At 68.0% G+C, this 24,394-nt stretch carries 22 protein-coding genes and 4 pseudogenes; 14 read left to right on the top strand and 12 right to left on the bottom strand.

The window, feature by feature from the left end:
• The 5 genes from pqqD to CN538_RS09755 are packed head-to-tail and all read right to left on the bottom strand — an operon-like array spanning position 1 to position 4,155.
• A complete protein-coding gene (pqqD, locus tag CN538_RS09775) occupies positions 1–294 on the bottom strand; it encodes a pyrroloquinoline quinone biosynthesis peptide chaperone PqqD (protein WP_106419301.1) in 294 nt (97 codons plus the stop codon).
• Entirely contained in the window at positions 291–1,076 is a 786-nt protein-coding gene (pqqC, locus tag CN538_RS09770) for a pyrroloquinoline-quinone synthase PqqC (protein WP_242495735.1), read from the bottom strand. The genes pqqD and pqqC overlap by 4 nt, the downstream gene beginning before the upstream one ends.
• Positions 1,064–1,957, bottom strand: a complete 894-nt coding sequence (gene pqqB, locus CN538_RS09765) for a pyrroloquinoline quinone biosynthesis protein PqqB (protein ID WP_242495734.1) — start codon at positions 1,955–1,957, stop codon at positions 1,064–1,066. Before pqqB ends, pqqC begins: the two co-directional genes overlap by 13 nt.
• A gap of 44 nt (positions 1,958–2,001) precedes the next feature.
• Positions 2,002–2,130 carry a pyrroloquinoline quinone precursor peptide PqqA gene (gene pqqA, locus CN538_RS21035; protein WP_207233722.1) on the bottom strand — a complete coding sequence of 43 codons (129 nt, stop codon included), beginning with the start codon at positions 2,128–2,130 and terminating at the stop codon, positions 2,002–2,004.
• 57 nt (positions 2,131–2,187) lie between these two features.
• A complete protein-coding gene (locus CN538_RS09755) occupies positions 2,188–4,155 on the bottom strand; it encodes a DEAD/DEAH box helicase (protein WP_106419300.1) in 1,968 nt (655 codons plus the stop codon).
• 194 nt (positions 4,156–4,349) lie between these two features.
• Here CN538_RS09755 and CN538_RS09750 point away from each other — a divergent pair, with 194 nt between their 5' ends.
• The 4 genes and pseudogenes from CN538_RS09750 to CN538_RS24350 all read left to right on the top strand — a co-directional run bounded on the left by CN538_RS09750 (position 4,350) and on the right by CN538_RS24350 (position 6,837).
• Positions 4,350–4,691, top strand: a complete 342-nt coding sequence (locus tag CN538_RS09750; protein WP_106419299.1) for a hypothetical protein — start codon at positions 4,350–4,352, stop codon at positions 4,689–4,691.
• 199 nt (positions 4,692–4,890) lie between these two features.
• On the top strand, positions 4,891–5,208 hold the full coding sequence (locus tag CN538_RS09745; protein WP_106419298.1) for a putative quinol monooxygenase: 318 nt from the start codon (positions 4,891–4,893) through the stop codon (positions 5,206–5,208).
• A gap of 103 nt (positions 5,209–5,311) precedes the next feature.
• Positions 5,312–6,460: pseudogene (locus CN538_RS09740) on the top strand (aromatic amino acid lyase).
• Positions 6,367–6,837, top strand: a complete 471-nt coding sequence (locus CN538_RS24350) for an aromatic amino acid lyase (RefSeq protein ID WP_340638327.1) — start codon at positions 6,367–6,369, stop codon at positions 6,835–6,837. The pseudogene CN538_RS09740 and the gene CN538_RS24350 overlap by 94 nt, the downstream one beginning before the upstream one ends.
• A 277-nt stretch (positions 6,838–7,114) precedes the next feature.
• Here CN538_RS24350 and amaA read toward each other — a convergent pair.
• The 5 genes and pseudogenes from amaA to CN538_RS26220 all read right to left on the bottom strand — a co-directional run.
• A pseudogene (gene amaA / locus CN538_RS09735) lies at positions 7,115–8,393 on the bottom strand (L-pipecolate oxidase).
• Positions 8,394–8,517: 124 nt separating this feature from the next.
• Entirely contained in the window at positions 8,518–8,913 is a 396-nt protein-coding gene (locus CN538_RS24345; protein WP_207233721.1) for a Na+/H+ antiporter NhaC family protein, read from the bottom strand.
• Positions 8,904–9,980 carry a Na+/H+ antiporter NhaC family protein gene (locus CN538_RS09730; protein WP_207233720.1) on the bottom strand — a complete coding sequence of 359 codons (1,077 nt, stop codon included), beginning with the start codon at positions 9,978–9,980 and terminating at the stop codon, positions 8,904–8,906. Before CN538_RS09730 ends, CN538_RS24345 begins: the two co-directional genes overlap by 10 nt.
• A 99-nt stretch (positions 9,981–10,079) precedes the next feature.
• Complete coding sequence (locus CN538_RS09725) at positions 10,080–11,303, bottom strand: aldehyde dehydrogenase family protein (RefSeq protein WP_422917565.1); 1,224 nt, start codon at positions 11,301–11,303, stop codon at positions 10,080–10,082.
• Positions 11,304–11,364: 61 nt separating this feature from the next.
• A pseudogene (locus tag CN538_RS26220) lies at positions 11,365–11,571 on the bottom strand (aldehyde dehydrogenase family protein); the annotation flags it as partial.
• A 119-nt stretch (positions 11,572–11,690) separates the two neighbouring features.
• Between CN538_RS26220 and CN538_RS09720 the strand changes: the two are divergent.
• From CN538_RS09720 to hglS, 3 genes and pseudogenes are all read left to right on the top strand, one after another.
• Positions 11,691–12,623: a LysR family transcriptional regulator gene (locus CN538_RS09720; RefSeq protein ID WP_242495733.1), complete on the top strand. Its 933-nt coding sequence runs from the start codon at positions 11,691–11,693 to the stop codon at positions 12,621–12,623.
• A 146-nt stretch (positions 12,624–12,769) separates the two neighbouring features.
• Complete coding sequence (locus CN538_RS09715; RefSeq protein ID WP_242495732.1) at positions 12,770–13,903, top strand: aspartate aminotransferase family protein; 1,134 nt, start codon at positions 12,770–12,772, stop codon at positions 13,901–13,903.
• Positions 13,904–14,112: 209 nt separating this feature from the next.
• Positions 14,113–15,530 (top strand): annotated as a pseudogene (gene hglS / locus CN538_RS09710) (2-oxoadipate dioxygenase/decarboxylase HglS).
• 208 nt (positions 15,531–15,738) lie between these two features.
• On the opposite strand, the gene CN538_RS09705 reads toward hglS, so the two are convergent.
• On the bottom strand, positions 15,739–16,974 hold the full coding sequence (locus CN538_RS09705) for an NAD(P)/FAD-dependent oxidoreductase (protein ID WP_106419297.1): 1,236 nt from the start codon (positions 16,972–16,974) through the stop codon (positions 15,739–15,741).
• A gap of 323 nt (positions 16,975–17,297) precedes the next feature.
• Here CN538_RS09705 and CN538_RS09700 point away from each other — a divergent pair, with 323 nt between their 5' ends.
• From CN538_RS09700 to CN538_RS09680, 5 genes are all read left to right on the top strand, one after another.
• Positions 17,298–18,281, top strand: coding sequence for a 2-hydroxyacid dehydrogenase (locus CN538_RS09700; protein ID WP_242495729.1), 984 nt, complete (start codon positions 17,298–17,300; stop codon positions 18,279–18,281).
• 306 nt (positions 18,282–18,587) lie between these two features.
• Positions 18,588–19,268, top strand: a complete 681-nt coding sequence (locus CN538_RS09695; RefSeq protein WP_106419296.1) for an HAD family hydrolase — start codon at positions 18,588–18,590, stop codon at positions 19,266–19,268.
• A 95-nt stretch (positions 19,269–19,363) separates the two neighbouring features.
• Positions 19,364–19,738: a translation initiation factor Sui1 gene (locus CN538_RS09690; protein ID WP_106419295.1), complete on the top strand. Its 375-nt coding sequence runs from the start codon at positions 19,364–19,366 to the stop codon at positions 19,736–19,738.
• A 68-nt stretch (positions 19,739–19,806) separates the two neighbouring features.
• Positions 19,807–20,238: a YbaY family lipoprotein gene (locus CN538_RS09685; RefSeq protein WP_106419294.1), complete on the top strand. Its 432-nt coding sequence runs from the start codon at positions 19,807–19,809 to the stop codon at positions 20,236–20,238.
• A gap of 164 nt (positions 20,239–20,402) precedes the next feature.
• A complete protein-coding gene (locus CN538_RS09680; RefSeq protein ID WP_106419293.1) occupies positions 20,403–21,395 on the top strand; it encodes an aldo/keto reductase in 993 nt (330 codons plus the stop codon).
• Here CN538_RS09680 and CN538_RS09675 read toward each other — a convergent pair.
• On the bottom strand, positions 21,370–22,248 hold the full coding sequence (locus CN538_RS09675) for an NAD-dependent protein deacetylase (protein WP_106419292.1): 879 nt from the start codon (positions 22,246–22,248) through the stop codon (positions 21,370–21,372). The two genes, CN538_RS09680 and CN538_RS09675, sit on opposite strands and share 26 nt — an antisense overlap.
• A gap of 85 nt (positions 22,249–22,333) precedes the next feature.
• Here CN538_RS09675 and CN538_RS09670 point away from each other — a divergent pair, with 85 nt between their 5' ends.
• Positions 22,334–23,419: a diguanylate cyclase gene (locus tag CN538_RS09670; protein WP_106419291.1), complete on the top strand. Its 1,086-nt coding sequence runs from the start codon at positions 22,334–22,336 to the stop codon at positions 23,417–23,419.
• A 37-nt stretch (positions 23,420–23,456) separates the two neighbouring features.
• Entirely contained in the window at positions 23,457–24,371 is a 915-nt protein-coding gene (locus tag CN538_RS09665) for a nuclease-related domain-containing protein (RefSeq protein ID WP_242495728.1), read from the top strand.
• Positions 24,372–24,394 lie beyond the last annotated feature (23 nt).

The following is a 24,394-nucleotide window of genomic DNA, read 5'->3' as shown; positions in this document are numbered from 1 at the left end:
TCATACCACTTCCAGCACTTGCTTGAGGATCAGATCGGCGAGCATGGCGCGCACGTCGCCTAAAATGCGTTCGCGCGGGGCCGCGAAGGCAGCGGCCAGATCATCGACGATAGCACCGATATCGCGTTCGCCGTCGACCCGCGAGAGGACCTCCCGGGCCACCGGATCGAGCTGGAACACGCGCTCCGGGGCGAGCAGCACCCAGCCGCCGCGGGCCCTGTCTTCCCGCAGTCTCACGCCGCGCGGCAGACGCACGATCGCCTCTTCGGCGAGCGCTGGCGCTGACGGACTCATGTCGGCTGCCCTCCCCTTTCCGGCTCGCCGTTCCAGGCCCCTGGCGGGACTTGGCCAGGCGTCACGTAGGCGTGCTGGAGCGCATCGAGCATGGCCCACAGCACGCTGCACTTGAAGCGCAGCGCATCGATCACCGCCTGCTGCTGGTCGGCCCGCTGGGCATGGCGCTTGACGTAATCCAGCGCCATCTCGGCATCCCGCGGGGCCTGGGTCAGGCGCGGCTCGAAGTAGGCCAGGGTCTCGGCCGAAACGAAGTCATAGTGCGCCAGCATGCCGCGCACCCGCTGGCCGATCACCATCGGCGAAAACAGCTCGGTGAGCGAAGAGGCCACCGCTTCCAGCAGCGTGCGATCACGCACGAAGTGGGTGTAGGCCTCCACCGCGAAGCGCGTGGCCGGCAGGATGCCGCGGGTCGAGACCACCAGCTCACGCGCCAGTCCCAGACCATCGGTCAGCTTCAACCAGCGCGCGATGCCGCCCTCGCCCGGCGCCTCGCCGTCATGGTCGACCAGCCGGGCGCGCCAGATGCGACGCAGCTCGGGGTCGTCGAGACGCGCGATCAAGGAGGCATCCTTGATCGGAATCATCGCTTGGTAGTAGTAGCGGTTGAGCGCCCAGGCCTGCACCTGGCGCTTGTCCAGCTCGCCGTTCTGCAGCATCAGCTGGAACGGATGGCGATGGTGATAGCGGGTCTCGCCCACCTCGCGCAGGCGCGCTTCCAGCGCTGCCATGCTCAGGGGCTCGACCAGATCGGGATGGTTCTCGACTTTCAGCTGCGACACGCAAGCTCCATGCCGTCGTAGGCGATTTCCCAACCCGCGCGCTCGGCCTGGGCGCGCTCTGGCGAGCCCTCGATCAGCACCGGGTTGGTGTTGTTGATATGCACGAAGACGCGCCGGCGCACCGCCAATTCGGCGAAGGCGGCGATACTGCCCGCGTCGCCCGACATCGACATGTGCCCCATGCGTGCGCCGGTCTTGACCCCGACACCGGCGCTGATCATCTCGTCGTCGCGCCACAGGGTGCCGTCGAACAGCACCAGGTCGGCGCCCTCCAGACGCGCGGCAAGCGTCGGGGTCATCGTCGCACAGCCGGGAATGTAGTAGACCCGCGAACCGGCGCCGATGAACTCCACGCCCACAGTGTCCTCGCCCTCGACGCCGATCTCGACCGTGTCGCCTTCCAGGTAGAGTGCGGTCTTGCCCGGCACCGCGAAGAGTTTTGCGCTGACGCCGTCGAGCAGTTCGAAGGCGGTTTCGAGCGCCACCGGCTCGCGCGTCACGCATTCTGCGTTGAGCACGCCGAAGATCGGATTGGCCTTGAGCACTGCCTGGATCGACGGCGTCGCCAGCAGCCGAAACGGCGAGCGCTCACGCAGGTTGAGCAATCCACCGATATGGTCGACGTCGGCGTTGGTCAGCAGCACGCTGCGAATCGGGGTATGGCGGTCACCGTGCTGCGGCTGCAGCACCGGGTTTTGTCGAATCTGGGCGAGAATCTCGGGGGCGCAGTTGATCAACGCCCACTGCTCGCCGTCGCGGCTGATGGCAATCGAGGATTGCGTGCGCGGGGTGATGCGCGGGTCGCCGGCCCAGGCCAGGCGGCACACCTCGCAACGACAGTTCCACTGCGGGGAGCCGCCACCGGCGGCCGCCCCCAGCACGCGAAGCCGCAGGCCTGCGGCTTCGCGTGCACCTGCTGCCGAACTCAAAACTCGGCGGGCATGTAGTCGTTGATTTCCATGCCGATGCAGATTTCCTTCACTTCCGGGGTCGTCCAGCTCATGGCGAGCTCCTTGAGTCGAGTGGCGTGGCGCTCCAACGAACGCCTGTGCATTCTAGCCAATCCGACCCGACTGCGTGAAACAATTAGCCGGTGAACGATCGTCTCGGTTCAACCACTCGCCGCCTCGGCGGTGCGATAGCGCCCGGCATAGTCGAACAGCTTCTCGCCCAGACGCCAGTAGCGGCCGCTCTTGCGCGCGATGACGAAATCGGGCGCCCGCAGGCGATGCGCTTCGGCAGCGGCCTCCTCGGCCGAGGCGGGCTGCCAGTCGCTGCCCGGAGCACGCAGATGCTGGCGCAGAAAGACCCGCGCGAAGACATGGCGCTGCCCCCGGGTCTCGAGGCCGAACCACTCGTCCAGGGTGTCACCATCCTCATCGTGATAAGTCACCTTGAGACGCGGCACGCCGCGGCCGTTGGTAGTCGCCTGCAACTGCATGCCGCTGACCCGCAGCACCTTGGCGTGCTTGAGCTTGAGCGCATCGCGCAGCTTGTCGTCGGGGTCGACCAGGCGCTCGCCGCAGTGGCCACAGGCGCGTGCAGCGATGTCGTTCTCGCCGCCGCACTGCTCGCACACCTTGAAGCGGAAGCGAAAGGTGCACTGCACCTTATTACTGGCGCCCGAAGCCGCGCCCTTGGCTTTATGGGCGCCCGAAGCCGCGCCCTTGCCTTCATTGGCGCCCGCCCCCACGCCGACACCGGCTGACGCGTCCGGATTCGACCTGTCGTCTTGCGCGCCGGATTGGGCGCGATCAACAGCGTCGCGTGTGGATAGCAGCCCCTGGCAGCGGCGGCCGTGATGCTCGATCACCAGATCGCCATCACGCTTGCCCCAGAAGGTGTTGGCGAAGCCGCACTCGGGGCACTCGACCTGGACCGGCTCGCTATCGCTGTCCGGGCGCGCCTGGTCGATCTCGGGGGCGTAGAGATCCCATGGGTTGCCGGCATAGTCGAGCACCAGACAGTCGCGCTTGCCGGGCGAGAGCCGCAAGCCGCGGCCGACGATCTGCTGATAGAGCCCCACCGACTCGGTCGGCCGCAGGATCGCGATCACATCGACATGGGGCGCGTCGAAGCCGGTGGTGAGTACCGCCACGTTGACCAGATACTTGAGCTCGCGCGCCTTGAAGGCGGCGATCAGACGCTCGCGCTCCGGCCCCGGCGTCGCCCCGGTGACCAGGGCGCTGGCGTCCGCCGGCAGCAGCCCCAGCACCTCCTCGGCATGCGCCACGGTGGCGGCGAAGATCATCACGCCCTCGCGATCGCGGGCGCGCTCGATCACGTCGGCCACGATCTGCGGCGTGGCGCGGTTGCCCTGGACCACGCCGTTCAGATCGCGCTCGGCGAACTGGCCATTGCGCTGCGTGGTGAGCTGCGAGAAGTCGTAGAACGCCAGGGCGGCGTCGAGGCGCCGGGGTTCGGCGAGATAGCCCTGGCGCACCATCACCCGCAGCGGCTGCTCGAACACACAGTCGCGAAAGAAAGCGTCATCCGGCCCCTTCACCATGCCGTGGTAGTGGCGATAGTAAAGAAAGCCCTCGCCCAGCCGGTAGGGGGTGGCGGTCAGCCCCAGAATCTTGAGATTGGGCCGCGCCTGGCGCAGCCGGGCGATCACCTGGGTATAGCTCGAGGATGCCCGCGCCCGCTCCGCAGCACTCGTCTGTGTCTCGGTCTCCGCCCCACCGTGGCGCAGCGCGACCCGGTGGCACTCGTCGATCACCAGCAGGGTGAAGTCACCGGCGGCGAACGCCTCGAGGCCGTTGACCACCGACTGCACCGAGCCGAACACCACCTGGCGCGCGCTCTCCTTGCGCTTGAGGCCAGCGCTGAAGATATCCGCCTCCAGCCCGTAGGCGAGTAGGTACTTGGCGTGGTTCTGCTCGACCAGCTCACGCACGTGCGCCAGCACCAGTACGCGCCCCCGCGCACGCCGCGCCAGCTCGGCGATCACCAGAGACTTGCCGCTCCCCGTGGGCAACACCACTACCGCCGGGTCGTCACTGCCGCGAAAGTGGGCGATGACGTTGTCGACGGCCTGGGTCTGATAGGGGCGGAGTTGGGGGGCGTTGGCAGACATGGCGCGAGGGTAGCATGCGCACCGCCACCGGGCAGCCGCGCCTGCCGTGACAGCAAGTCACTGACGCATACGGCCAGGTCCTGGCCGGCGATCTCGCTTACACTGGGGGGATCGCCTTCGAACCGGGCCGTGTCGCCAACGGCGTCGCCGCTCATGGCTCGAAGCCTGATTGACTTGATTAGCGGAGCGCCACCATGTCATCCGAACAGACGCCACTGGCGCAATACATCGAGCGGCTGCGCGCCGAAGAGATCGATATCGAAGCCATGGACGAACAGGCCGCGCGCCTGCGTCAGGATCATCTCGAATTCGTGCTGGTGGTAGCGGCCGACGAGCCGGCCTTCTTCCAGCTGATGCTGCCCGGGGTGTGGCAGGCCGCCGCCTCGAGCAATCGGCTGCGGCTGCTGGAGACCGCCAACGACGTGATGAATACGATCAAGGCGGCCAAGCTGGTGGTCCACCAGGAGGCGGTGCACGTCAGCGTCGAGCAGTTCGTCAGCGGCCCCGAGCAGGGCGCAGCGCTGATTCCCGGCTGATGGAGCTGCTCAAGAGCGCCGTGGCCGAGTTCCAGGAGCGGTTGGGGATGGGCGAGGCACCGCGCATTCATTAGCGCCGCCTGACAAGATGGCGTTCGCCGGGCTTTCGTCCTCACCAGGGTTGCGTGAGCCCAGTACCACCCGCACCTAAGAGTCATCGACTGCATAGACATCCCCATAGACAACCCAGGAGAGCCGCATGGCCGAGACCACCTATTTCGTCGTGATTGCCGAGTTTCAGATCAAACCGGGTCAGGTGCCGGCCTTTCTGGCGCTGGCGCACAACGATGCCAGCGAGTCGCTGGCCAACGAGGAGGGCTGCCTCGCCTTCGACGTGCTGACCCCCGAAGGTAGCGAAGACCTAGTGGTGCTGCACGAGGTCTACCGTGACCGTGCCGCTTTCGAGCACCACACCACCATGCCGCACTACGCCCCGTTCAAGGAGGGTTCCGCCCCGCTGCTGGCCGCTGAGCCCAAGGTGCGCTTCTTCCTCACCGCCGAACGCCCGTCGGCCTGAGCCTTTAGCGCTAGGTTCCACTCCCCGCACCCGGCGGCGCTGGCCGCCGGATGCACAGCCCGGCTACACTCGGCCCCTTCCCGAACCCAGTGGATGCCGAGCCATGCCTCATGCCCCCGCGCCGATCGTCTTCGGCCCCATCCCGCTGACCCTGGAAGCGGTGGTCGCGCTGGCCGAACGCCGCGCCGCCTCACGCCTGGACGACGACCCGACGTGGCGTGCTCGCATCGCCCGCGGCGCCCAGGCGGTCGAAGGGCTGCTCGACCGCGAGGGGCAGATCTACGGCATCACCACCGGCTACGGTGACTCCTGCGTCACCGCGGTGCCACTGAGCCAGGTGGCGGCGCTGCCGCGTCAGCTCTACACCTTCCACGGCTGCGGCCTGGGCCGCTTTCTCGAGCCCGAGGCGGCCCGGGCGGTGCTCGCGGCACGCCTGCAGTCGCTGTGCCAGGGCGTCTCCGGAGTGCGCTTCGAACTGCTCGAGCGGCTCCACGCCTGTCTGCGGGAGGATCTGCTGCCGAGAATCCCCGAAGAGGGCTCGGTGGGAGCCAGCGGCGACCTGACACCGCTCTCCTACGTCGCCGCCATGCTCTGCGGCGAGCGCGAGGTGATCTGGCGCGGCGATGTCCGGATGGCGGCGATGTCCATGCGGAGCTGGGCTGGGAACCGCTGACCCTGCGCCCCAAGGAGGCGCTGGCGCTTGATGAACGGTACCGCGGTGATGACCGCGCTGGCGTGCCAGGCCTTCGTCCGCGCCGAGTACCTGCTGAAGCTCGCCACCCGCATCACCCGCCTCAATGTGGTTGCGCTGCGCGGCAACCCAGCGCATTTCGGCGCCCGGCTGTTCGCCGCCAAGCCGCATCCCGGCCAGGGCCAGGTCGCCGCCTGGCTGCGTGCGGATCTGGAGAGCGAAACGGCCGCACCGCAGCAGCGCCTGCAGGATCGCTACTCGCTACGCTGCGCCCCCGCACGTGCTAGGAGTGCTGGCCGACAGTCTGGGCTGGCTGCGGCGGCTTCATCGAGACCGAACTCAACAGCGCCAACGATAACCGTGATCGACCCCGACTCGGGCGAGGTGATGCATGGCGGCCACTTCTACGGCGGCCATATCGCCTTCGCCATGGATAGCCTCAAGACCTCACCGCCAACGTCGCCGACCTGCTCGACCGCCAGCTCGCGCTACTGGTCGACAGCCGCTACAACCACGGGCTACCGGGCAATCTCTCCGGCGCCCCGGCCGAGCGGGCGATGATCAATCACGGCTTCAAGGCGGTGCAGATCGGCGCCTCCGCCTGGGCCGCCGAGGCGCTCAAGGGCACCCTACCGGCGAGCGTCTTCTCGCGCTCCACCGAGTGCCACAATCAGGACAAGGTGAGCATGGGCACCATCGCCGCCCGTGACGCCCTGCGAGTGCTCGAACTCAGTGAGCAGGTCGCCGCCGCCACCCTGCTGGCGGCGCTGCAGGGGGTGCATCTACGCGACGACCCGCTGCCCGCACCGTTGACCGCCATGGTCGCGACGCTGCGTGAGGATTTTGCCCCGGTGGGCGAGGACCGCGCCCTGGATGGCGAGCTGCGTCACTGTCTGACGCGGATCCGCTCACGCCACTGGCCGCTGTACGTGTCCTGAGGCGGCCGCGGTCGCGCCGGCCAATGGGCACTCAACGTAACGAGCGCCCAGGGCGGGCACCGCTCAGAGGGTGTTTACAAAATGCCTGCGCTCGACGATACGGCGTTGAAATCGACCTCACTGAACGAAGTTCAGAACGTCCGAAGGACGGCCCGAAGGGCGAGCGGAGCGAGTAAAGTACTCATTTACACCACGTAAACTGGGACGCCAGCCCGGTCCTCTTTTCGGCCGATTTCGCCTTGTCTCACCTTCGCTCGTCGAATTTGTAAACACCCTCTCAGTTCACCAGACGCAGGCACTGCCCCAGGTGATAGAGCGAGAAGCCGCTTTCGTAGGCGGCGCTCCAGAGTCCGCGCCCGCGTATGGCGCGATAGGACTTGAGCGGCAGCGGCAGCAGGCTGTCGTCGCCGCGGCTGAGATACTCGGCAAAGCCCTCGCCCACGACCGTGCCGGTGGTGACGCCGCGGCCGTTGTAGCCACAGGCGGCGACGATCCCCGGCAGCGGCTCGAACAGACGCAGGGTGTGGTCCGGGGTGAAGGCGACACGGCCGCTCCAGGTGCACTCCCACTCGACCGGGCCCAGCTCGGGGAAATAGTGGCCGGCGATGCGGTCGGCCCAGCGTTTCAGATAGGCCCGCGGCCGCCCTTCGCCGCGCCCCAGGCTGCCCAGTACCAGCCGCCCGGCGGCGTCGCGGCGGATGCTCGAGAGCACCGTGCGGGTATCCCAGGCGCCCTGGCGCTCGGGCAGGATGGCATCCGCCGCCGCCCCTGAGAGTGGGCGCGAGGCGACCTGCATATAGTAGCCGGCGAAGAAGTGCTGGCGCGCCTGGTTCCAGCTGTCCTGGGCGTAGGCGTTGGTGGCGAGCACCACGCGGTCGGCGACGACACTGCCGCGGGGGGTGCTCAGGCGCCAGCCGTCGCCTTCACGCTGGATGCCCGTCACCGGGCTGTGGGTGAACAGCCGCGCCCTGGGTCTGGGCGGCACGCGCCAGCCCGCGGGTATACTCGGCAGGGTTGAGCGTACCGGCACGGCGGTCGCACAGCGCGGCGCGAATGCGACGGGTCCCGGTGAGCCGCTCGCACGCCTCGCCCTCGATCAGTTCGACCGGTGCCCCGCGTGCGACGAGCTGGTCGCGCCGGCGGGCCAGCTCCTCGCAGCCCTTGGCGTTGTGGCCCAGGTGCAGGGTCCCGGTGCGCGTAGGATGACACTGGATACCATGGCGTTCGATCAGCGCGAACACCTTGGCCGGGGCCCCGCCGAGCACCCGGTTGGCGCGCTCGCCGTCGGCCTCGCCGAGCGCCTTGACGATATCGTCCGGCGGCACCCACAGGCCGGCGTTGACCAGCCCCACATTGCGCCCGGAGCCCCCGGTGGGGATGTCTCCCGCCTCCAGCACGCAGACCTCGGTGCCGCTGGCGCTCAGATGCAGCGCGGTGGAGAGGCCGGTGATCCCACCGCCGACGACGCACACGCGGGTACGCAGCGCGCCATCCAGCGTCTCGGTGACGGGCGCCGGCTCCTGCGCCCCCTGGGTCCATAGACATTGCTCTTGCATGACCGCTCCTCGCCTGAACGCTTGTCGCTCGCTGCTTTCCGCCTGACTCACGAGGACACGGCCACTGTCACGCTGGCCATGCCCCGTTTTCCCTCACGACCGCCACCGATCGCGCCTTGCCCGCTCAGGCCTCAGCCGGCGCCGTACTCCCGGACGACGACGATACCCGGCCCGCCTGAGTGGCCTGGCGCGCTGGCGCGGACTCCCGCGGGACAAAGCGGCCGAGCAGCGCCCACAGCAGGCCGAACAGCGGCGACAGCCAGCAGGCAAAGGCGAACGGCGCATAGAGCAGCGTGGGCACGCCGGTGGTGGCGGCGACGAAACTGCCGCCCATGTTCCACGGGATCAGCGGCGACAGCAGCGTGCCGTTGTCTTCGATGGTGCGCGACAGCACCGAAGTGCGGTAGCCCATCTGCTTATACTGCCCGTGCAGTAGCCGCCCCGGCAGCACCAGGGTGGTATAGACGTCGCCAACCACGGTGCCCACCGATGCGGTGGTGACCGAGCTGGTCAGCACCATGCTGAAGCGCCCCGCATCAGCTTGGCCAGGTGCAGCATGATCGCGTCGATGGTGCCGTAGGCTTCGAGCATCCCGGTGAAACCGAGTGCGAACAGCGTCAGGGTCACCACCCAGGTCATCGACATCGCGCCCCCCTTGGAGAGCAGCGTATCCATCGCCGCGCTGCCGGTGTCCGCGACGTAGCCGTTCTGCATCACGTCGAACACCGCCTGCACATCGCTGCCCTGGAGCAGGATCGCGATCACGCCACCCAGCGCGGCACCGCCGAAGATGGTGGGGAACGGCGGAAACCGGGCCATCGACAGCGAGATCACCACCACCGGCGGGATCAGCGTGATCCAGCTCAGGGTGAAGTGCTCGGCCAGCGTGCGGCGCAGGGCATCGATGCCGCCGACGTCGATCAGCTGATCGGCGTAGCCGGAACCGAGCCAGGCATAGGCCAGCAGCGCCAGCGTCATTGCCGGCACCGTGGTCGCCATCATGCTCTTGATATGGGTCCACAGGTCGGTCTCGCAGACCGCCGGGGTGAGATTGGTGGTATCGGAGAGCGGCGACATCTTGTCACCGAAGAAGGCCCCGGAGACCAGCGCACCCGCGGTCAGATAGACCGGAATACCCAGGCCATGGCCGATGCCCATCAGCGCCAGACCGACGGTGCCCACCGTGCCCCAGGAGGTGCCCACGGCGAGCGAGATCAGCGAGCTGATCAGACAGGTGGCGACCAGAAACCAGCCCGGCGACACCAGATTGATGCCGTAGTAGATCAGCGTCGGCACCGTTCCCGCGAGAATCCAGGTACCGATCAGCATGCCCACCGCGAGCAGGATCAGGATCGCCGGCAGGCCGAGCTTGATCACCTTGAGCATCGACGCCTCCATGCGCGTCCAGGCGATGCCACGCAGGCGCGCGAAGAAGGCACAGATCAGGATGCCGCAGGCGAGCGGAATGTGGGGCGTGAAGTCGCCGAAGACGAAGAACTGCGTCATCAGCAGTGCCACGGTGAGCAGTAGCGGCGCCAGCGCCAGCGGCAGGCTGGGAATGGCGCCCACGCGAACGTTGTCACTCATCGACATTCTCCCGGAGTTGTTATTGGCGCACGGGTCGGGGAGCGCGTTGGAGAGATACGGGAAAGGGTGCCGAAGCGCGGGGTGCGCTCCGGCAAGGCGTCAGTCGAACTTGATGCCCTGGGCCAGCGGCAGCTCGCGCGAATAGTTGACGGTATTGGTCTGACGGCGCATGTAACTCTTCCACACGTCGGAACCGGACTCACGCCCGCCGCCGGTCTCCTTCTCGCCGCCGAAGGCGCCGCCGATCTCGGCACCGCTCGGCCCGATATTGACGTTGGCGATACCGCAATCGCTGCCCTGATCGGAAACGAAGGCTTCGGCCTCGCGCACATCGGTGGTGAAGATGCACGACGACAGCCCCTGCGGCACGTCGTTGTTGAGCGCCAGGGCCTGATCGAAGTCGCGATAACTGAGCACGTAGAGGATCGGCGCGAAGGTCTCGTGCCTGACCAGCTCGTCCTGCTCGGCGACCTCGACGATCGCCGGCGAGACGTAGTAGCCATGGGGGTAGGTCTCGGCCAGTTGGCGCTCGCCGCCGAACACCTTGGCCCCCTGCTGGCGCGCCTTCTCCAGCACCGACTGCATCTGGTCGAAGGCCTGGGCGTCGATCAGCGGGCCGACCAGGTTGCCCTGCATCGGGTCGCCGATGGTGACGTTGGCGTAGGCCTTCTTGATCCGCTCGACCACTTCGTCACGCACTGACTCGTGGACGATCAGACGACGCAGGGTGGTGCAGCGCTGGCCTGCGGTGCCGACTGCCGAGAACAGGATGCCGCGCACGGCCATGTCGAGATCGGCACTGGGCGCCAGGATCATGGCGTTGTTGCCGCCCAGCTCGAGAATGCTGCGGCCGAAGCGCGCGGCGACCCGGGGCGCGACCTCGCGGCCCATGCGCGTGCTGCCGGTGGCGCTGATCAACGGCACCCGCGGGTCGTCGGTGAGGACTTCACCGGCCTCGCGCTCGCCGATGATCACCTGGCTCAGATCCGCCGGGGCGTCGTCGCCGAAGTCGGCCATGGCGCGCTCCAGCAGCGCCTGGCAGGCGAGCGCACACAGCGGGGTCTTCTCGGAGGGCTTCCACAGCAGACTGTTGCCGCACACCAACGCCAGCGCAGCGTTCCAGGCCCAGGGCGCGACCGGAAAGTTGAAGGCGGTGATCAGGCCGATCGGCCCCAGCGGATGCCAGCTCTCGCGCATGTGATGGCCGGGGCGCTCGGAGGCGATGGTCAGGCCGTAGAGCTGGCGCGACTGGCCCACGGCGAGATCGCAGATATCGATCATCTCCTGGACCTCGCCCAGCCCCTCCTGAAAATCTTGCCGCACTCCAGCTGACCAGCGCCCCGAGATCCTCCTTGTGCCGGCGTAACTGCTCGCCGAACAGCCTCACCAGCTCGCCGCGCCGCGGCGCCGGCACCTGACGCCAGGCAACGAAGGCACGCTCGGCGCGGTCGATACGCGCGGTCACCGCTGCCGCCGACTCGTTGCTGACCCGGCCCAGCTCGCCGCCGTCGGTGGGCGAGGTGACCACGTAGTCGCCGTCGCGGTAGGCCGAAGTCGCTACGCCGAGGCGTCCGAGGATCTCGTCGATCATGTTGTTCTCCTGCTGCCGGAACGAAAAAGGTGTCGCGGCAGTATTGCGCCGGCCATTGACGCGCCACAAACGACGTTTTATACCGACGTCATTCCTTTTTTTCCTGTCAGCAGGCTGCCATGAATCGCCGTCATCTCCCCACCCTCACCGCCATGCAGTGCTTCGAGGCTGCGGCACGCCATTTGAGCTTTACCCGCGCCGCCGACGAGCTGAGCCTGACCCAGAGCGCGGTGAGCAAGCAGGTCGCCCAGCTCGAGGCGATTCTCGAACATCCGCTGTTCCGCCGCGTGCGACGCCGGCTGCAGGTCACCCCGGAGGGGTCGCCTATCTCACCGAGGTACGCAAGGTGCTGGCCCAGGTGGAGATGTCGACTCGCTACATGCAGTCCTACGGCGGCGAGAGCGAGGTGCTCAACGTCACCACCCTGCCGACCTTCGGCGCACGCTGGCTGGTGCCGCGTCTCAATGGCTTCCGCCTGCGGCAACCCAGCGTCTATCTCAACATCGGTATCCGCACGCAGCGCGTTCGACCTCGAACAGGAGCGGGTCGACGCCGCCTTCTTCTACGGCCGCGGCGTGTGGCCAAGGCGGAGTGCATCCATATGCTCGACGAGGAGATGGTGGCGGTATGCGCGCCCTCGCTGGTGCCCACCGGCGGCTTCGACGACCCCGCTCGCGCTCACCGGTCAGGTGCTGCTGCAGAGCGACTCGCGCCCGGAGGCGTGGCACGCCTGGTTCGCCGATCAGAAGCTCTACACCCAGCACAGCTACCACGGGCCGCGCTTCGATACCTTCGAGATGCTGCTGCGCGCGGCGCGGGTAGGCTGCGGGGTAGCGCTGGTGCCGCGGGTGCTCGCCGCCGAGGAGCTCGATCAGGGGCTGCTGGTGCAGGCCTGGCCCCACGCGCTTGCGAGCCGCGATGCCTATTACCTCGCCTATCCCGAACACAAGGGTGAGGTGGCCAAGGTGCGCGGCTTTCTCGACTGGATGCGCGAACATCGCGACCGCCCCACGCTGGGTCCGGTTCAAGAGTCCGCGCCAACTGAGCGCTAGGCGCCCGCCCCGCGCTGAGTCGATGTACGCTGGGCGAATCCAGAATTTTTGGAATGATACCGCGGCTTTTTTTCGTTTGAAGCGCCGCCTGCCGGGCTGCTTTGATGACCCCGAACCGTCATCGTCGCCACCGCAGGTAGCCGCCCATGGAGTTTCCCCACGTCAGCCACGCCCTCGGGGTGGTGCACCCGATCTGTCTGGAGCGCGGCGCCAACGCCGAGGTCTGGGACGAGCAGGGCCAGCGCTATATCGACTTCGTCGCCGGGATCGGCGTGCTCAACCTGGGGCACGGCCACCCACGCGTCCAGGCCGCCATCCAGGCGCAACTCGGCAAGCTGACCCACTCGGCCTTCAACGCCCTGCCCCACCGCGGCTATCTCGATCTGGCCCAGGCACTCGATACCTTCGTGCCGGTCAGCTATCCGCTCAGCTGCATGCTCACCAACAGCGGCGCCGAGGCGACCGAGAACGCGCTCAAGCTCGCCCGTGCGCGCACTGACCGCACGGCGGTGATCGCCTTCGACGACGCCTTCCACGGGCGCACCCTGGCGGCACTCAACCTCGGCGGCAAGGTCGCCCCCTACAAGCAGCGTCTCGGCAGTCTGCCCGGCCCGGTGTATCACCTGCCGTTTCCGGGGCCGGACAGTGGGGTCGACGCCGCCACCGCCCTGGCCGCGCTGGAACGGCTGTTCTCGGTCGAGGTCGACGCCGAGGAAGTCGCCGCGATCATCGTCGAGCCGGTCCAGGGCGAAGGCGGCTTCCGCCGGCTCTGCCCCAACTTCGCCCGCCAGCTCCAAGCGCGCTGTCAGGCGCTGGGCATCGTGCTGATCTTCGACGAGATCCAGTCCGGCTTCGGGCGCACCGGGGCACGCTTCGCGTTCTCGCATCTGGAGGTCGAGCCCGACCTGCTGCTAATGGGCAAGAGCATGGCCGCGGGGCTGCCGCTGGCCGCCGTCGCCGGGCGCGAGGCGGTAATGAACGCGCTGCCCCGGGGCGGGCTGGGCGGTACCTACTCGGGCAACGCCCTGGCCTGTGCCGCGGCCCTGGCGGTGATCGCGGAGATGAGCGACGCCAATCTGGCGCGCTGGTCGCAGGCGGTCGAGTCCCGCGTGCTGGCTCACCACCGCGAGTGGCAGGCCAGCGGCCGCTACCCCATGGTCGGCGCCCTCACCGGCATCGGCGCGATGCGCGGCATCGTGCTCGACGACACCCCCAACGCCAGCGGGGCCGAGCACCTGAGCGCGCTGCTCACGCAGCGCGCGAGCGCGGCCTGCTACTGATGCCCAGCGGGCGCAAGCGCAACGTGCTGCGCCTGCTGCCCCCACTGACCAGCGAACCCGAGATTCTCGATGAGGGCCTGGCGCGGCTCGGCGAGGCCCTGGCCACGCTGCGCGCCTGAGCGCGTCGCGTCCATGTCTTCGCCCCCGCCACCCCCTGACGCGCCGCGACGCGCCCCTTTTTGACGCCCCTCATACGCAGGAGACTTGCCATGCCCTCGTTTCTCTCCCCCGATGCGATCCGCGACCGCTTCTCGCGCGCCATGTCGGCGATGTATCAGACAGAAGTCCCCCAGTACGGCACGCTCCTGGCGCTGGTCGAGACCGTCAATCGCGAGACCCTCGCCGGCGACCCCGAGCTGGCCGCCAGACTCGAGGCCCACGATGACCTGGCGCGCCTCGGCGTCGAGCGCCACGGCGCCATTCGCGTGGGCACGGCAGCGGAGCTGGCCGGGCTACGCCGGCTGTTCGCGGTGATGGGCATGCAGCCGGTGGGCTACTACGATCTCTCCGCGGCGGGGGTTCCGGTTCACTCCACCGCCTTCCGCCCGGTGGACGATGCCGCGCTGGCGCGCAACCCGTTCCGCGTCTTCACCTCGCTGCTGCGCCTGGAGCTGATCGAGGATGCCCAGCTGCGCGATCGCGCCGCAGACATCCTTGCGTCACGCCAGATCTTCACCCCGGAGGCGCTGGCGCTGATCGAGCGCCACGAAGACCAGGGCGGGCTGAACGAAGAGGACGCCGAGCGCTTCGTCGCCGCCGCGCTGGAGACCTTCCGCTGGCACCGCGAGGCGACCGTGGACTGGCCCACCTACTGCGCCCTGCACGACCAGCACCGGCTGATCGCCGACGTGGTCTGCTTCCGCGGCCCGCATATCAATCACCTGACCCCGCGCACCCTCGACATCGACGCGGTTCAGCGGCGCATGCCGCAGGCCGGTATCACCCCCAAGGCGGTGATCGAGGGTCCACCCCGGCGCGCCTGTCCGATTCTGCTGCGTCAGACCAGCTTCAAGGCGCTGGAGGAGGAGATTCGTTTCGCCGACCGCCAGCAGGGCTCGCACAGCGCGCGCTTCGGTGAGATCGAGCAGCGCGGCATGGCGCTGACACCGGCCGGCCGCGAGCGCTACGACCGCCTGCTGGCAGACGCCCGCGAGCGCAGCCAGGGCCTCGACAACGCCGCCCACCAGCAGGTGCTCGACGACGTCTTCTCGGCGTTTCCCGATGATGCTGCTCAGCTACGTCGCCACGGCCTGGCCTACTTCGATTACCGCCTGACCCCGGCAGGCGAGGCGGTCAGAGAGGCAGCGGTGGTGGGGACACGGCGGACCTGGCAGCCGTGGATCTGGCCACAGTGGACCTGGAAGCGGCAATCGCCCGCGGCTGGGTCAGCGCCCAGCCGATCACCTACGAGGATTTCCTGCCGGTGAGTGCGGCCGGCATCTTCCAGTCCAACCTCGGCGATGCGCGCAGCGACGGCTACGCCGGCCACGCCAATCGTGACGACTTCGAGCAGGCGCTGGGGGCAGAGGTCATCGACGAGCTTTCGCTCTATGCCCGGCGCGAGGCGGCATCACGCCAACGCGTGATGCACGCCCTGGGGCTCGAAGCCTGCAGTGCCGATAACTGACGCGCCCGCTCAGAGGGTGTCTACAAATTCGACGAGCGAAGGCAAGACAAGGCGAAATCGACCGAAAAAACGGAGTTTACGTGGGGTAAATGAGTACTTTACTCGCTCCGCTCGCCCTTCGGGCCGTCCTTCGGACGTTCTGAACTTCGTTCAGTGAGGTCGATTTCAACGCCGTATTGTCGAGCGCAGGCATTTTGTAAACACCCTCTCAGAAGCGCTTGGCCGAATAGGGCGCCGGCTCGATATAGGGCGTCTCGCCGCACATCATCTCCGCCAGCAGCCGCCCCGACGCCGGCCCCAGGGTGAAGCCCTGATGGGCATGGCCGAAATGGAACCAGAGCCCGTCATGCTTGGGTGCCGGGCCGATCACCGGTTTCATGTCCGGCGTGCACGGCCGCGCGCCGAGCCACGGGGTCTGCTCGACCGCATCGCCGATCGCCAGCAGCTCGCGTGCGACCTTCTCGGCCTTGCTCGACTGCAGCGGCGTGGCGCGGGCGTCGAGACGCGCGAATTCGGCGCCGGTGGTGATACGCAGACCGCGATTCATCGGCGCCAGCATGATGCCGTTCTCGGCATCCAGCATTGCCATGCTCAGCGGCGTCGGCATGACGTAGTGGCGGTGGTAGCCACGTTTGACGAACAGCGGCAGGTGGTAGCCGAAACGCCGCAGCAGTTCGTCGGACCAGGGGCCCAGCGCCACCACCGCTTCGGCGGCCTCGACCGGGCCTTCGCTGGTGGTCACGCGCCAGCCGGCGCTCTGGCGCTCGAGGGTCGCGGCGTCGCCGCTGACGAAGGCGCCACCACGGGCCTGGAACAGGCTGGCGTAGCTCGCCACCAGCGCGCCGGGGTCGCGCACCGACCACGGCTGGGTCCAGTGCACCGCCCCCGCCATGCGCTGGGTCAGCCCGGGTTCCAGCCGCGCCAGCTCGTCGCCGCTGACCGGTGCATGCTCGACCCCGTACTCCTGAGCCAGCCGCTCGGCGTTGGCCAACCCCTTCTCCAGCGCCGCCTGGCTTCGGTAGGCGGTGCGCCAACCGCTCTTGCGCACCAGCGCCTCGGCGCCGGCCTCGGTGATCAGGCTGTCGTGCTCGCTCAGACAGTGGGCGATCAGCCGGCTGTACTCACGCGCCACCTGGGCGTAACGCGACGGCGAGGACCACCACCAGTACTGCGCCAGCGGCGAGGCCAGATGCGGCAGCGCCGAGGGGTGGTAGTTGACGTCGATGCCGCCCTTGCGCGCGACCTTGAAGATCATGCGGCTGTCGTGCGGGAAGGGATAGGGCTCCACCGCCTCGCGCTGGATCAGGCCGGCATTACCGTAGGAGGTCTCCTCCCCGGGGGCCCGGCGATCCACCAGCACCACGTTGCGCCCACGCCGCTGCAACTGCAGCGCGGTCGACACCCCGATCATGCCGGCGCCCAGCACCACCACATCCGCTTGCATAGCCACTCCTCAGCTCTCGAACACACGCGACAGCCCCGCCCCTGGGTCATAGCCGATGCCGACCCCTGTGACGAACCCTGTAACACCCATGAAAGTCGATGATAACAGCAACCCCGGCGCAACCAAGCGCCACGGGCACGATAACCTGCGCCGTCGGAATCAGCGTCAGCGGTCTGGACTTTACGCAGGCCGACTCGCCATGATGCGGTGATCATCAGTGAAGTCCATGCCCGCGCTCAGCGTCGTGCCGCCGCGGTCTTGGCGTCTTGCACCGGCCACGTAAGGCTGGGTCAGCCGGTCCATGCCACCCAACGGAGAGTTCCATGCGTAAGCGAATCCTGGCCTATCGCCGTCTCGACGAGCAGCAGCTCGACCAGCTCCGCGAGCGCTATCAGGTCGATTACTTCGGCAAGCTCGCCTCCGCCGACGACCCGGCATTTCGTGAGGCGCTGGGCCAGGTCCACGGGCTGATCGGCGCGGGGGTGAAGATCACGTCCGAGCTGCTGACGACGGCGCCGAATCTCGAGACCATCTCGAGCATCTCGGTGGGCGTGGACAGCTATCCGGTCGAAGAGCTGACCCGGCGCGGTATCCTGCTCAGCCACACCCGGACGTGCTCACCGAGACCACCGCCGACACCGGCTCGCGCTGATCATGGCGATGCCCGGCGGGTGGTGGAGCTGGCCGAGTACGTCAAACGCGGCGAGTGGCAGGCGAGTATCGGCGCCGAGCAGTTCGGCACCGACGTGCATGGCAAGACCCTGGGCATGATCGGCTTCGGCCGGATCGGCCAGGCGATCGCCCGCCGCGGCGCGCTGGGCTTCGGCATGCGCGTGCTCTACGCCAAGGCCTCGCCCAAACCGGCACTGGAGCAGGCGCTGGGAGCACGCCACTGCGAGCTGGACGAGCTGCTGCGCGAGGCCGACTTCGTCTGTGCGATCGTGCCGCTCAACGCCGACACCCGGCACCTGATCGGCGCGGCCGAGTTCGCGCGTATGAAGTCGAGCGCGATCTTCATCAACCTGGCCCGCGGCGAGGTGGTCGACGAAGCCGCGATGATCGATGCCCTCGAACGTGGCGAGATTCGCGGCGCCGGTCTCGACGTGTTCGCGCAGGAGCCGCTGCCGGCCGACTCGCCGCTACCGCGCATGGCCAACGTGGTCGCCCTGCCGCACATCGGCTCCGCCACCCACGAGACACGTACCGCCATGGCCCAGCGCGCCGTCGACAATCTGCTGCTGGCACTGGAGGGCAAACGCCCGCTCAGCCCGTTCAACCCCGAAGTCTGGCCCGAGCGGCTCGGCTGAACGCCAGACAGGGCGCGAACCACGACAGCACCACGGGGCGGTGCTGAAGGCGATAATGCGATTCGCTCGGGCCGGCGTCATCGGTCAAAAAGTGTGCAATTCTCGCTCCGCGGGGCGCGCCGTCTTGTCAAGCCGAAGCACGGCGACTAAAGTTGGCAGGCGTCATTGAAAACAGTGTTCCGTAACCTTATCTCAACAATGAGGTCACGGCGCCGATAACCGGGATACTGGCGCAACGGCCAACGACTCGCCGGCCAAGGCCGCCGGTCACCCCTTTCACTGACAGCGCCCTCGAGGCGACCCATCATGCCCGACCCGCTCTGCTTGCTCTTCGATTGCGACGGCACCCTGGTCGACAGCGAACCGCTGCTGGCCGAGATCATGGCCAAGTACCTCACCCAGGCAGGCCTTCCCTTTCGCCCCCTCGATTACATGAACGACTTTCGCGGCGCACGTTTCGCCAGCATCGTGGCGCATCTCGAACGCGCCTATGGCGAGATCGACCCCACGCTGCGCGAAGAGACGGAGCGCGACATGCGCCGCGAGATGAACGAGCGCATGGCTACCGAACTCGCGCCGATCGAGGGCGCCGCCGGTGCCCTCGATGCGCTGGGCGGGCTGCCGCGCTGCGTCGCCTCCAACGGCCCCGAGCACAAGATCCGCCGCGCGCTCGACAGCACCGGACTGCGCGGCTTCTTCGGCGATCATATCTACAGTGCCTACAGCGTAGGCAGTTGGAAGCCGGACCCCGGCCTGTTCCTGCACGCCGGCCGCGACATGGGATTCGATCCGGCTCACTGCGTGGTGATCGATGATGCCCAGGTCGGCGTGCGCGCCGCGCTGGCCGCCGGCATGCGGGTGATACACATCAACCGCTTCCCCGAGCGCGAAGCCACACCAACGGGCGCCATCGCCATCGGCCACATGCGTGAGCTGCCTGGCACCGTCGAGCGACTGCTGCCGATGCTCGCCGCCAACCACGCCTGATGGCGGCCCGATCTCCCGGCGGGGCCGCGGGCCGCTCGTCCGCGCCCCGCCGAGCGCGCTATCATGGCGCATCAGCCATTGCAGCGGAGCCCGTCATGCCCTCCCTACAGGATCAGTTGCGCGGTCTGGTCTACTCCACCGAGCACGGTGAGACCTGCCCCGCGTGCCGCCAGGCGCTCGCCGAGTGTCGCTGTCAGGCCGACGCCGAGGCCGAGCGTCTTGCCGCGCTCGACGGGGTCGTGCGTATCCGCCGCGAAACCAGCGGCCGCAAGGGCAAGGGCGTGACCACGATCGAAGGCGTCCCCCTCGCCCAAGAGGAACTCAAGGCGCTGGCCAAGGCATTGAAGAAGCGCTGTGGCACCGGCGGCGCGCTCAAGGCGGGCGTGATCGAGATCCAGGGCGACCACCGCGAGGTGCTCAAAACCGAACTCGAAACCCGTGGGTATACGGTCAAGCTGGCCGGCGGCTGAGGAATTTATCGCCGCCGCGCCTGTCTCAACGCAAGCCGTTCGTTCGCCCCGTCAGGAGATCGCTTTCCATGCCGTTGCCCACCCTCTCGCGCCGCGTCCGTCTGGCCGCCGCCCTGCTCGCCGTCGCCGCGCTCGCCGGCTGCGCCGGGGGTCCGCAGTTCGAGACCCTCGCTGCCCGGGTGGTCTCCGAGAACCCGGTCACCCTGCCCGCCGGTGCCACCCTGGAAGTGCAGCTCGAAGACGTCACCCACGGCGACGTGGTGGCCAGCAGCCGTTACGAGCAGCTCGGCCAGTTACCGCTGCCGGTCACGCTGCAGTATCTGCCCGATGCCATTGCGCGTGACGATATCTACCAGCTCAGCGCCCAGATTCGCAGCCATGGGCGCATCATTTACCTGAGCCAGACACCGGTGGCGGTATTCGGTCGCCACGATCCGGCGGAGCCCGACATTCCCGTGGTGCCCACCGGGGCCGACGCGCTCGCCCCCTCGGCCCCCTAAGCCCTCACCCTGAAGCCCTTATCCTGAAGCGCTCACCCCGGCGGCGGCGGCACCACGGGCCGATCATGGCCGCGGCGATACCATGGGTGACACCGCCACTGGCTTGATGCCCGAGCGAAAACCGACCACGCTGATTCGACTGTCATTCCTCGACGGAGACGAGCATGGAAACGCGTAAGCTACCCGGTACCGATATCGAAATGTCCCGCGTGGGCCTGGGCACCTGGGCCATGGGCGGGCGCATGTGGGGCGGCACCGACGACCCCAATGCCATCCGCACCATTCACGCCGCCATCGATCAGGGCATTACGCTGATCGATACCGCCCCGGCCTACGGCTTCGGCCACTCCGAGGAGGTGGTGGGCAAGGCGGTTGCCGAGAGCGGCCAGCGCGAGCGGCTGGTACTGGCGACCAAGGCGGGGCTGGAGTGGTACGACGACGACAGCCTGGCCCGCAACGCCACCGCCAAACGGCTGGAAAAGGAGCTCGACGATTCGCTGCGCCGTCTCCAGACCGACACCATCGACATCTACCAGATCCACTGGCCCGATCCGCTGGTGGAGATCGCCGAAACCGCCGAGGCGATGGCGCGCTTTCATCAGGCGGGCAAGATCCGCGCCATCGGGGTCAGTAACTTCTCCCCCGAGCAGTGCGAGACCTTCCGCGAGGTCGCACCGCTGCATACGCTGCAGCCCCCTTACAACCTGTTCGAACGCGATATCGACGAGCAGATCCTGCCCTACGCCGAAGACAACGATCTGACCCTGCTTACCTATGGCGCGCTCTGCCGCGGCCTGCTCAGCGGCAAGATGCACAGCGACTCCACCTTCTCTGACGACGACCTGCGCAACAAGGATCCCAAGTTCCAGTCGCCGCGCTTCGCACAGTACCTGGCCGCGGTGAAGGACCTCGAGGCACTGGCCCGCGAGCGTCACGACAAATCGGTGCTGGCCCTGGCGGTGCGCTGGATTCTCGACCGTTCGCCCAACATCGTGGCGCTGTGGGGCGCGCGCAAGCCGGCCCAGGTCGACCCGGTCGGCGACATCAGCGGCTGGCAGCTGAGCGACCGCGATCTGGCCGACATCGATGCGCTGCTCGCCGAGCACATCAAGGACCCGGTCGGGCCCGAGTTCATGGCCCCGCCGACTCGCCGCTGAGCGCGGCCGCGGGCAGCCTCATGGCCGCCGTCGCAGCGACCAGTGTGGGGCCGATCGGCGCGCTGACCTTGAGCGCGTAGAGCGCATCGGCGCGCGTCCGCCCCAGGTTGAGGCAGGCGATCGGCTTGCCCAACCGCGCGGCGTGACGGGCGAAGCGGTAGCCCGAATAGACCATCAGCGACGACCCCACCACCAGCATGGCCGGCGCCCGTTCGAGGGCGTCGAAGGCAGCCTGCACCCGCGCCTTGGGCACGTTGTCGCCGAAGAACACCACATCCGGCTTGAGAATGCCGATGCCACAGCGCTGGCAGTCGGGTAGCACAAAATCCGTGAAATCGACGCCCTCGAGATCGGCATCACCATCCGGGGCCACCGCCGCCGGCAGGTCGAGCCAACGCGGATTGCGCCGCGCCAGCGCGTCGTGCAGCGCATGGCGCATCAGCGTCGCGCCGCAGTGCATGCACACCACCAAATCGGCCTGACCGTGAAGGTCGATCACCCGCCGCGAACCGGCACGCTGATGCAGGCCATCGACGTTCTGAGTCACCAGCTGCGAGATACCGCCCCCGGCCTCCAGCGCTGCCAGTGCGCGATGCGCCTCCCCCGGCCGCGCCGTGGCGAGGGCACGGAACCCGACCAGGCTGCGCGCCCAGTATCGCTGGCGCACCGCCCGGCTGGCCATGAACGCCTGATGGCTGACCGGCGGCGGCCGCTTCCACGCCCCGCTGGCATCGCGGTAGTCCGGAATACCGCTGGCGGTGCTCACCCCCGCGCCGGTGAGTACGAATAGCTCCGGGTAACGGACGAGGAAAGCGCACAGCGCCTCGACGCCCGCCGCCGACGTGTCGCACATGCTTTTTGCCCTCGATCGATGATAGAAAGGGAGCCACCCGACTCCTAATAGACTGTGTCCCGCGGAGACGCAGCACGGCTGCCCGATGCCCAATATCCTTCTCGACCCCTTGATCGAACAGCGCCTGCGCGGCCTGCGCCTGGCAAGGCGGATCTATCCGCCGCGCACCCTGGGACTGGCTGCAGGGGGCCTGTGCATCGGTGGTGCGCTGCTGGCGCTGGCGACCCCGTGGTGGGTCTGGGCGCTGTGGGCGCTGCAGATCGCCGGCTGGTCGCATCTCGCCTACTGGCGCGCCAAGTGGCACGCTTCACCCTACCACGCCGAACGCCAGAACCTCGGTATCGACAGCCTGCTGGGCGGCTTCTGGCTCGCCGCCATGCACTTCAATCTGCTGCCGACGATCATCGTGCTGACCATGATCAGTCTGAACAACATCGCCGTCGGTGGCACCCGCCTGCTGTTGCGCGGTATCGGGCTGCTGGCGCTGGGCAGCCTGTTCGGCATGTGGCTGATCGCGCCCGGCGCGCCGCCGATCGTCCCCACCACCGGGGTGTTGCTGTGCAGTCTGCCGATGCTGATCGCCTACCCCCTGGCGATCGGCTATATCACCTACCTGCAGGCGCGTCAGCTCAGCCAGCAGAAGCGTAACCTGACCGATCTGAGTCGTACCGACGGCCTGACCGGGCTTTACAACCGCCGTTTCTGGGAGGCACAGATCGCCGCCGAACAGATCAGCGAGTCGCCCGCGGTGATCGCGCTGATCGATATCGACTTGTTCAAGCACATCAACGACGAGCACGGCCATGGCGTGGGGGATGAAACGCTGCGCGAACTGGCCACGCTACTGCGTCGGTCGCTGCCGGCGCATTTCCTGCTCGGGCGCTACGGCGGCGAGGAGTTCGGCATCCTGATGCCGTCAACCACCCTGGCGCAGGCCGAGGGGGCGCTGCGTGCCTTCCAGCAGCGCCTGCGCCGACACACGCCACCGGCGCCACTGGCGCGCATGCCCACCTGCAGCATCGGCGTCGCCGCCAAGGCGCCGCACATGACCAGCCACGAACAGTGGCTGCTGCAGGCCGACCAGGCGCTCTATGCGGCCAAGGGTGCCGGCCGTGACCGCCTCGAGGTCGCGCATAGCGCGGCATCGCAGAGCCTGCTCGACCTCGGCTAGAATGGCGTTTTCGCCGCCGCCGCAAGGACATCTGCCCATGGCCTGGTTGGAGTACCTGCTACCGCTGATCTTTCTCGCCCCGCTGGGGGCGGCCGCACTGGTGGCGATCACCCTGCGGGACCTGCAGAACGTCGGCCTGCGCTCACCTCACGACGGCAAGCCGATCCGCGAGATCGCCCAGCTCCATCGCGACCGCCTCGAGCGCGCCCGGGTGGCGTTCTTTCTCGATGCCGCGCTGGCGCCGACTCTGACCCTCATGCCGCTGGTCTACGGCATGGGGCGCATGCTGTTCGCCGACGAGCAGAGCTGGCTCGAATGGTCGCTCTACGGCGCGTTCAGCACCTTGCTGGCGATGCTGTTCGGTTTTCTGATCCTGCGCGATGTGCAGCGGGTGCGCCGGCTCACCCGCAGCCTGGCCTCGGAGCTGGCGATCGGTCAGGCGCTGGACCACCTGATCCGTCCGGTGGCCAAGCCCTTCTTCGTGTTCCACGACTTCCCCGCCGACAGCTACAGCATCGACAACGTGCTGGTCACCCCCCAGGGGGTGTTCGTGATCCAGACCATGGCGCGGGATTTCCCCCTCGATCTGGAGGGCAACCCGAATCAGGTCGTGGCGGTGGAGTCCGAGCGGCTGCGCTTTCCCGATGGCAGCCAGCGCAGCATGCTGCGCAAGGTGCGCATGGCCACGGTGTGGCTGCGCCAGTGGCTGACGCGCCACACCCAGTTGAACGTGCCGGTGAAAGGCGTGCTGGTGCTGCCGGGCTGGACCATCGACGACGAGACCCAGCATCTGGGCAGCGACCGCGAGGTGCAGGTGATCGACGGCGCCGATCTCGCCGCCCAGTTGGGTATCGATGGCGACGAAGTGATCGACGATGAGCAGCGCCAGCGCCTGGTGGAGTCGCTCGACCGCCGCCAACAACAATATCAACGCAAGGCGGCCGCACGCTGATCGCCGCCCGTTTTCCAGGAGAT

It is taken from the genome of Salinicola tamaricis (assembly GCF_003006155.1).
GTDB lineage: Bacteria > Pseudomonadota > Gammaproteobacteria > Pseudomonadales > Halomonadaceae > Salinicola > Salinicola tamaricis.
The sequence above is the reverse complement of the archived record's forward strand: the minus strand, read 5'-3'. Positions and strand labels throughout refer to the sequence as shown.

Bases quoted from the DNA above. Each gene is read 5' to 3' on its own strand.
- CN538_RS09700 (WP_242495729.1), top strand. From the start codon at position 17,298: ATGCGTAAGCGAATCCTGGCCTATCGCCGTCTCGACGAGCAGCAGCTC.
- CN538_RS09680 (WP_106419293.1), top strand. From the start codon at position 20,403: ATGGAAACGCGTAAGCTACCCGGTACCGATATCGAAATGTCCCGCGTG.
- CN538_RS24345 (WP_207233721.1), bottom strand. From the start codon at position 8,913: ATGGTGCTGACCAGCTCGGTCACCACCGCATCGGTGGGCACCGTGGTT.
- CN538_RS09720 (WP_242495733.1), top strand. From the start codon at position 11,691: ATGAATCGCCGTCATCTCCCCACCCTCACCGCCATGCAGTGCTTCGAG.
- CN538_RS09705 (WP_106419297.1), bottom strand. From the start codon at position 16,974: ATGCAAGCGGATGTGGTGGTGCTGGGCGCCGGCATGATCGGGGTGTCG.
- CN538_RS09670 (WP_106419291.1), top strand. From the start codon at position 22,334: ATGCCCAATATCCTTCTCGACCCCTTGATCGAACAGCGCCTGCGCGGC.
- CN538_RS09685 (WP_106419294.1), top strand. From the start codon at position 19,807: ATGCCGTTGCCCACCCTCTCGCGCCGCGTCCGTCTGGCCGCCGCCCTG.
- CN538_RS09695 (WP_106419296.1), top strand. From the start codon at position 18,588: ATGCCCGACCCGCTCTGCTTGCTCTTCGATTGCGACGGCACCCTGGTC.
- CN538_RS09755 (WP_106419300.1), bottom strand. From the start codon at position 4,155: ATGTCTGCCAACGCCCCCCAACTCCGCCCCTATCAGACCCAGGCCGTC.
- pqqA (WP_207233722.1), bottom strand. From the start codon at position 2,130: ATGCACAGGCGTTCGTTGGAGCGCCACGCCACTCGACTCAAGGAGCTC.
- CN538_RS09675 (WP_106419292.1), bottom strand. From the start codon at position 22,248: ATGTGCGACACGTCGGCGGCGGGCGTCGAGGCGCTGTGCGCTTTCCTC.
- CN538_RS09730 (WP_207233720.1), bottom strand. From the start codon at position 9,980: ATGAGTGACAACGTTCGCGTGGGCGCCATTCCCAGCCTGCCGCTGGCG.
- pqqD (WP_106419301.1), bottom strand. From the start codon at position 294: ATGAGTCCGTCAGCGCCAGCGCTCGCCGAAGAGGCGATCGTGCGTCTG.
- CN538_RS09665 (WP_242495728.1), top strand. From the start codon at position 23,457: ATGGCCTGGTTGGAGTACCTGCTACCGCTGATCTTTCTCGCCCCGCTG.
- CN538_RS09690 (WP_106419295.1), top strand. From the start codon at position 19,364: ATGCCCTCCCTACAGGATCAGTTGCGCGGTCTGGTCTACTCCACCGAG.
- CN538_RS09745 (WP_106419298.1), top strand. From the start codon at position 4,891: ATGGCCGAGACCACCTATTTCGTCGTGATTGCCGAGTTTCAGATCAAA.
- CN538_RS09750 (WP_106419299.1), top strand. From the start codon at position 4,350: ATGTCATCCGAACAGACGCCACTGGCGCAATACATCGAGCGGCTGCGC.
- CN538_RS09715 (WP_242495732.1), top strand. From the start codon at position 12,770: ATGGAGTTTCCCCACGTCAGCCACGCCCTCGGGGTGGTGCACCCGATC.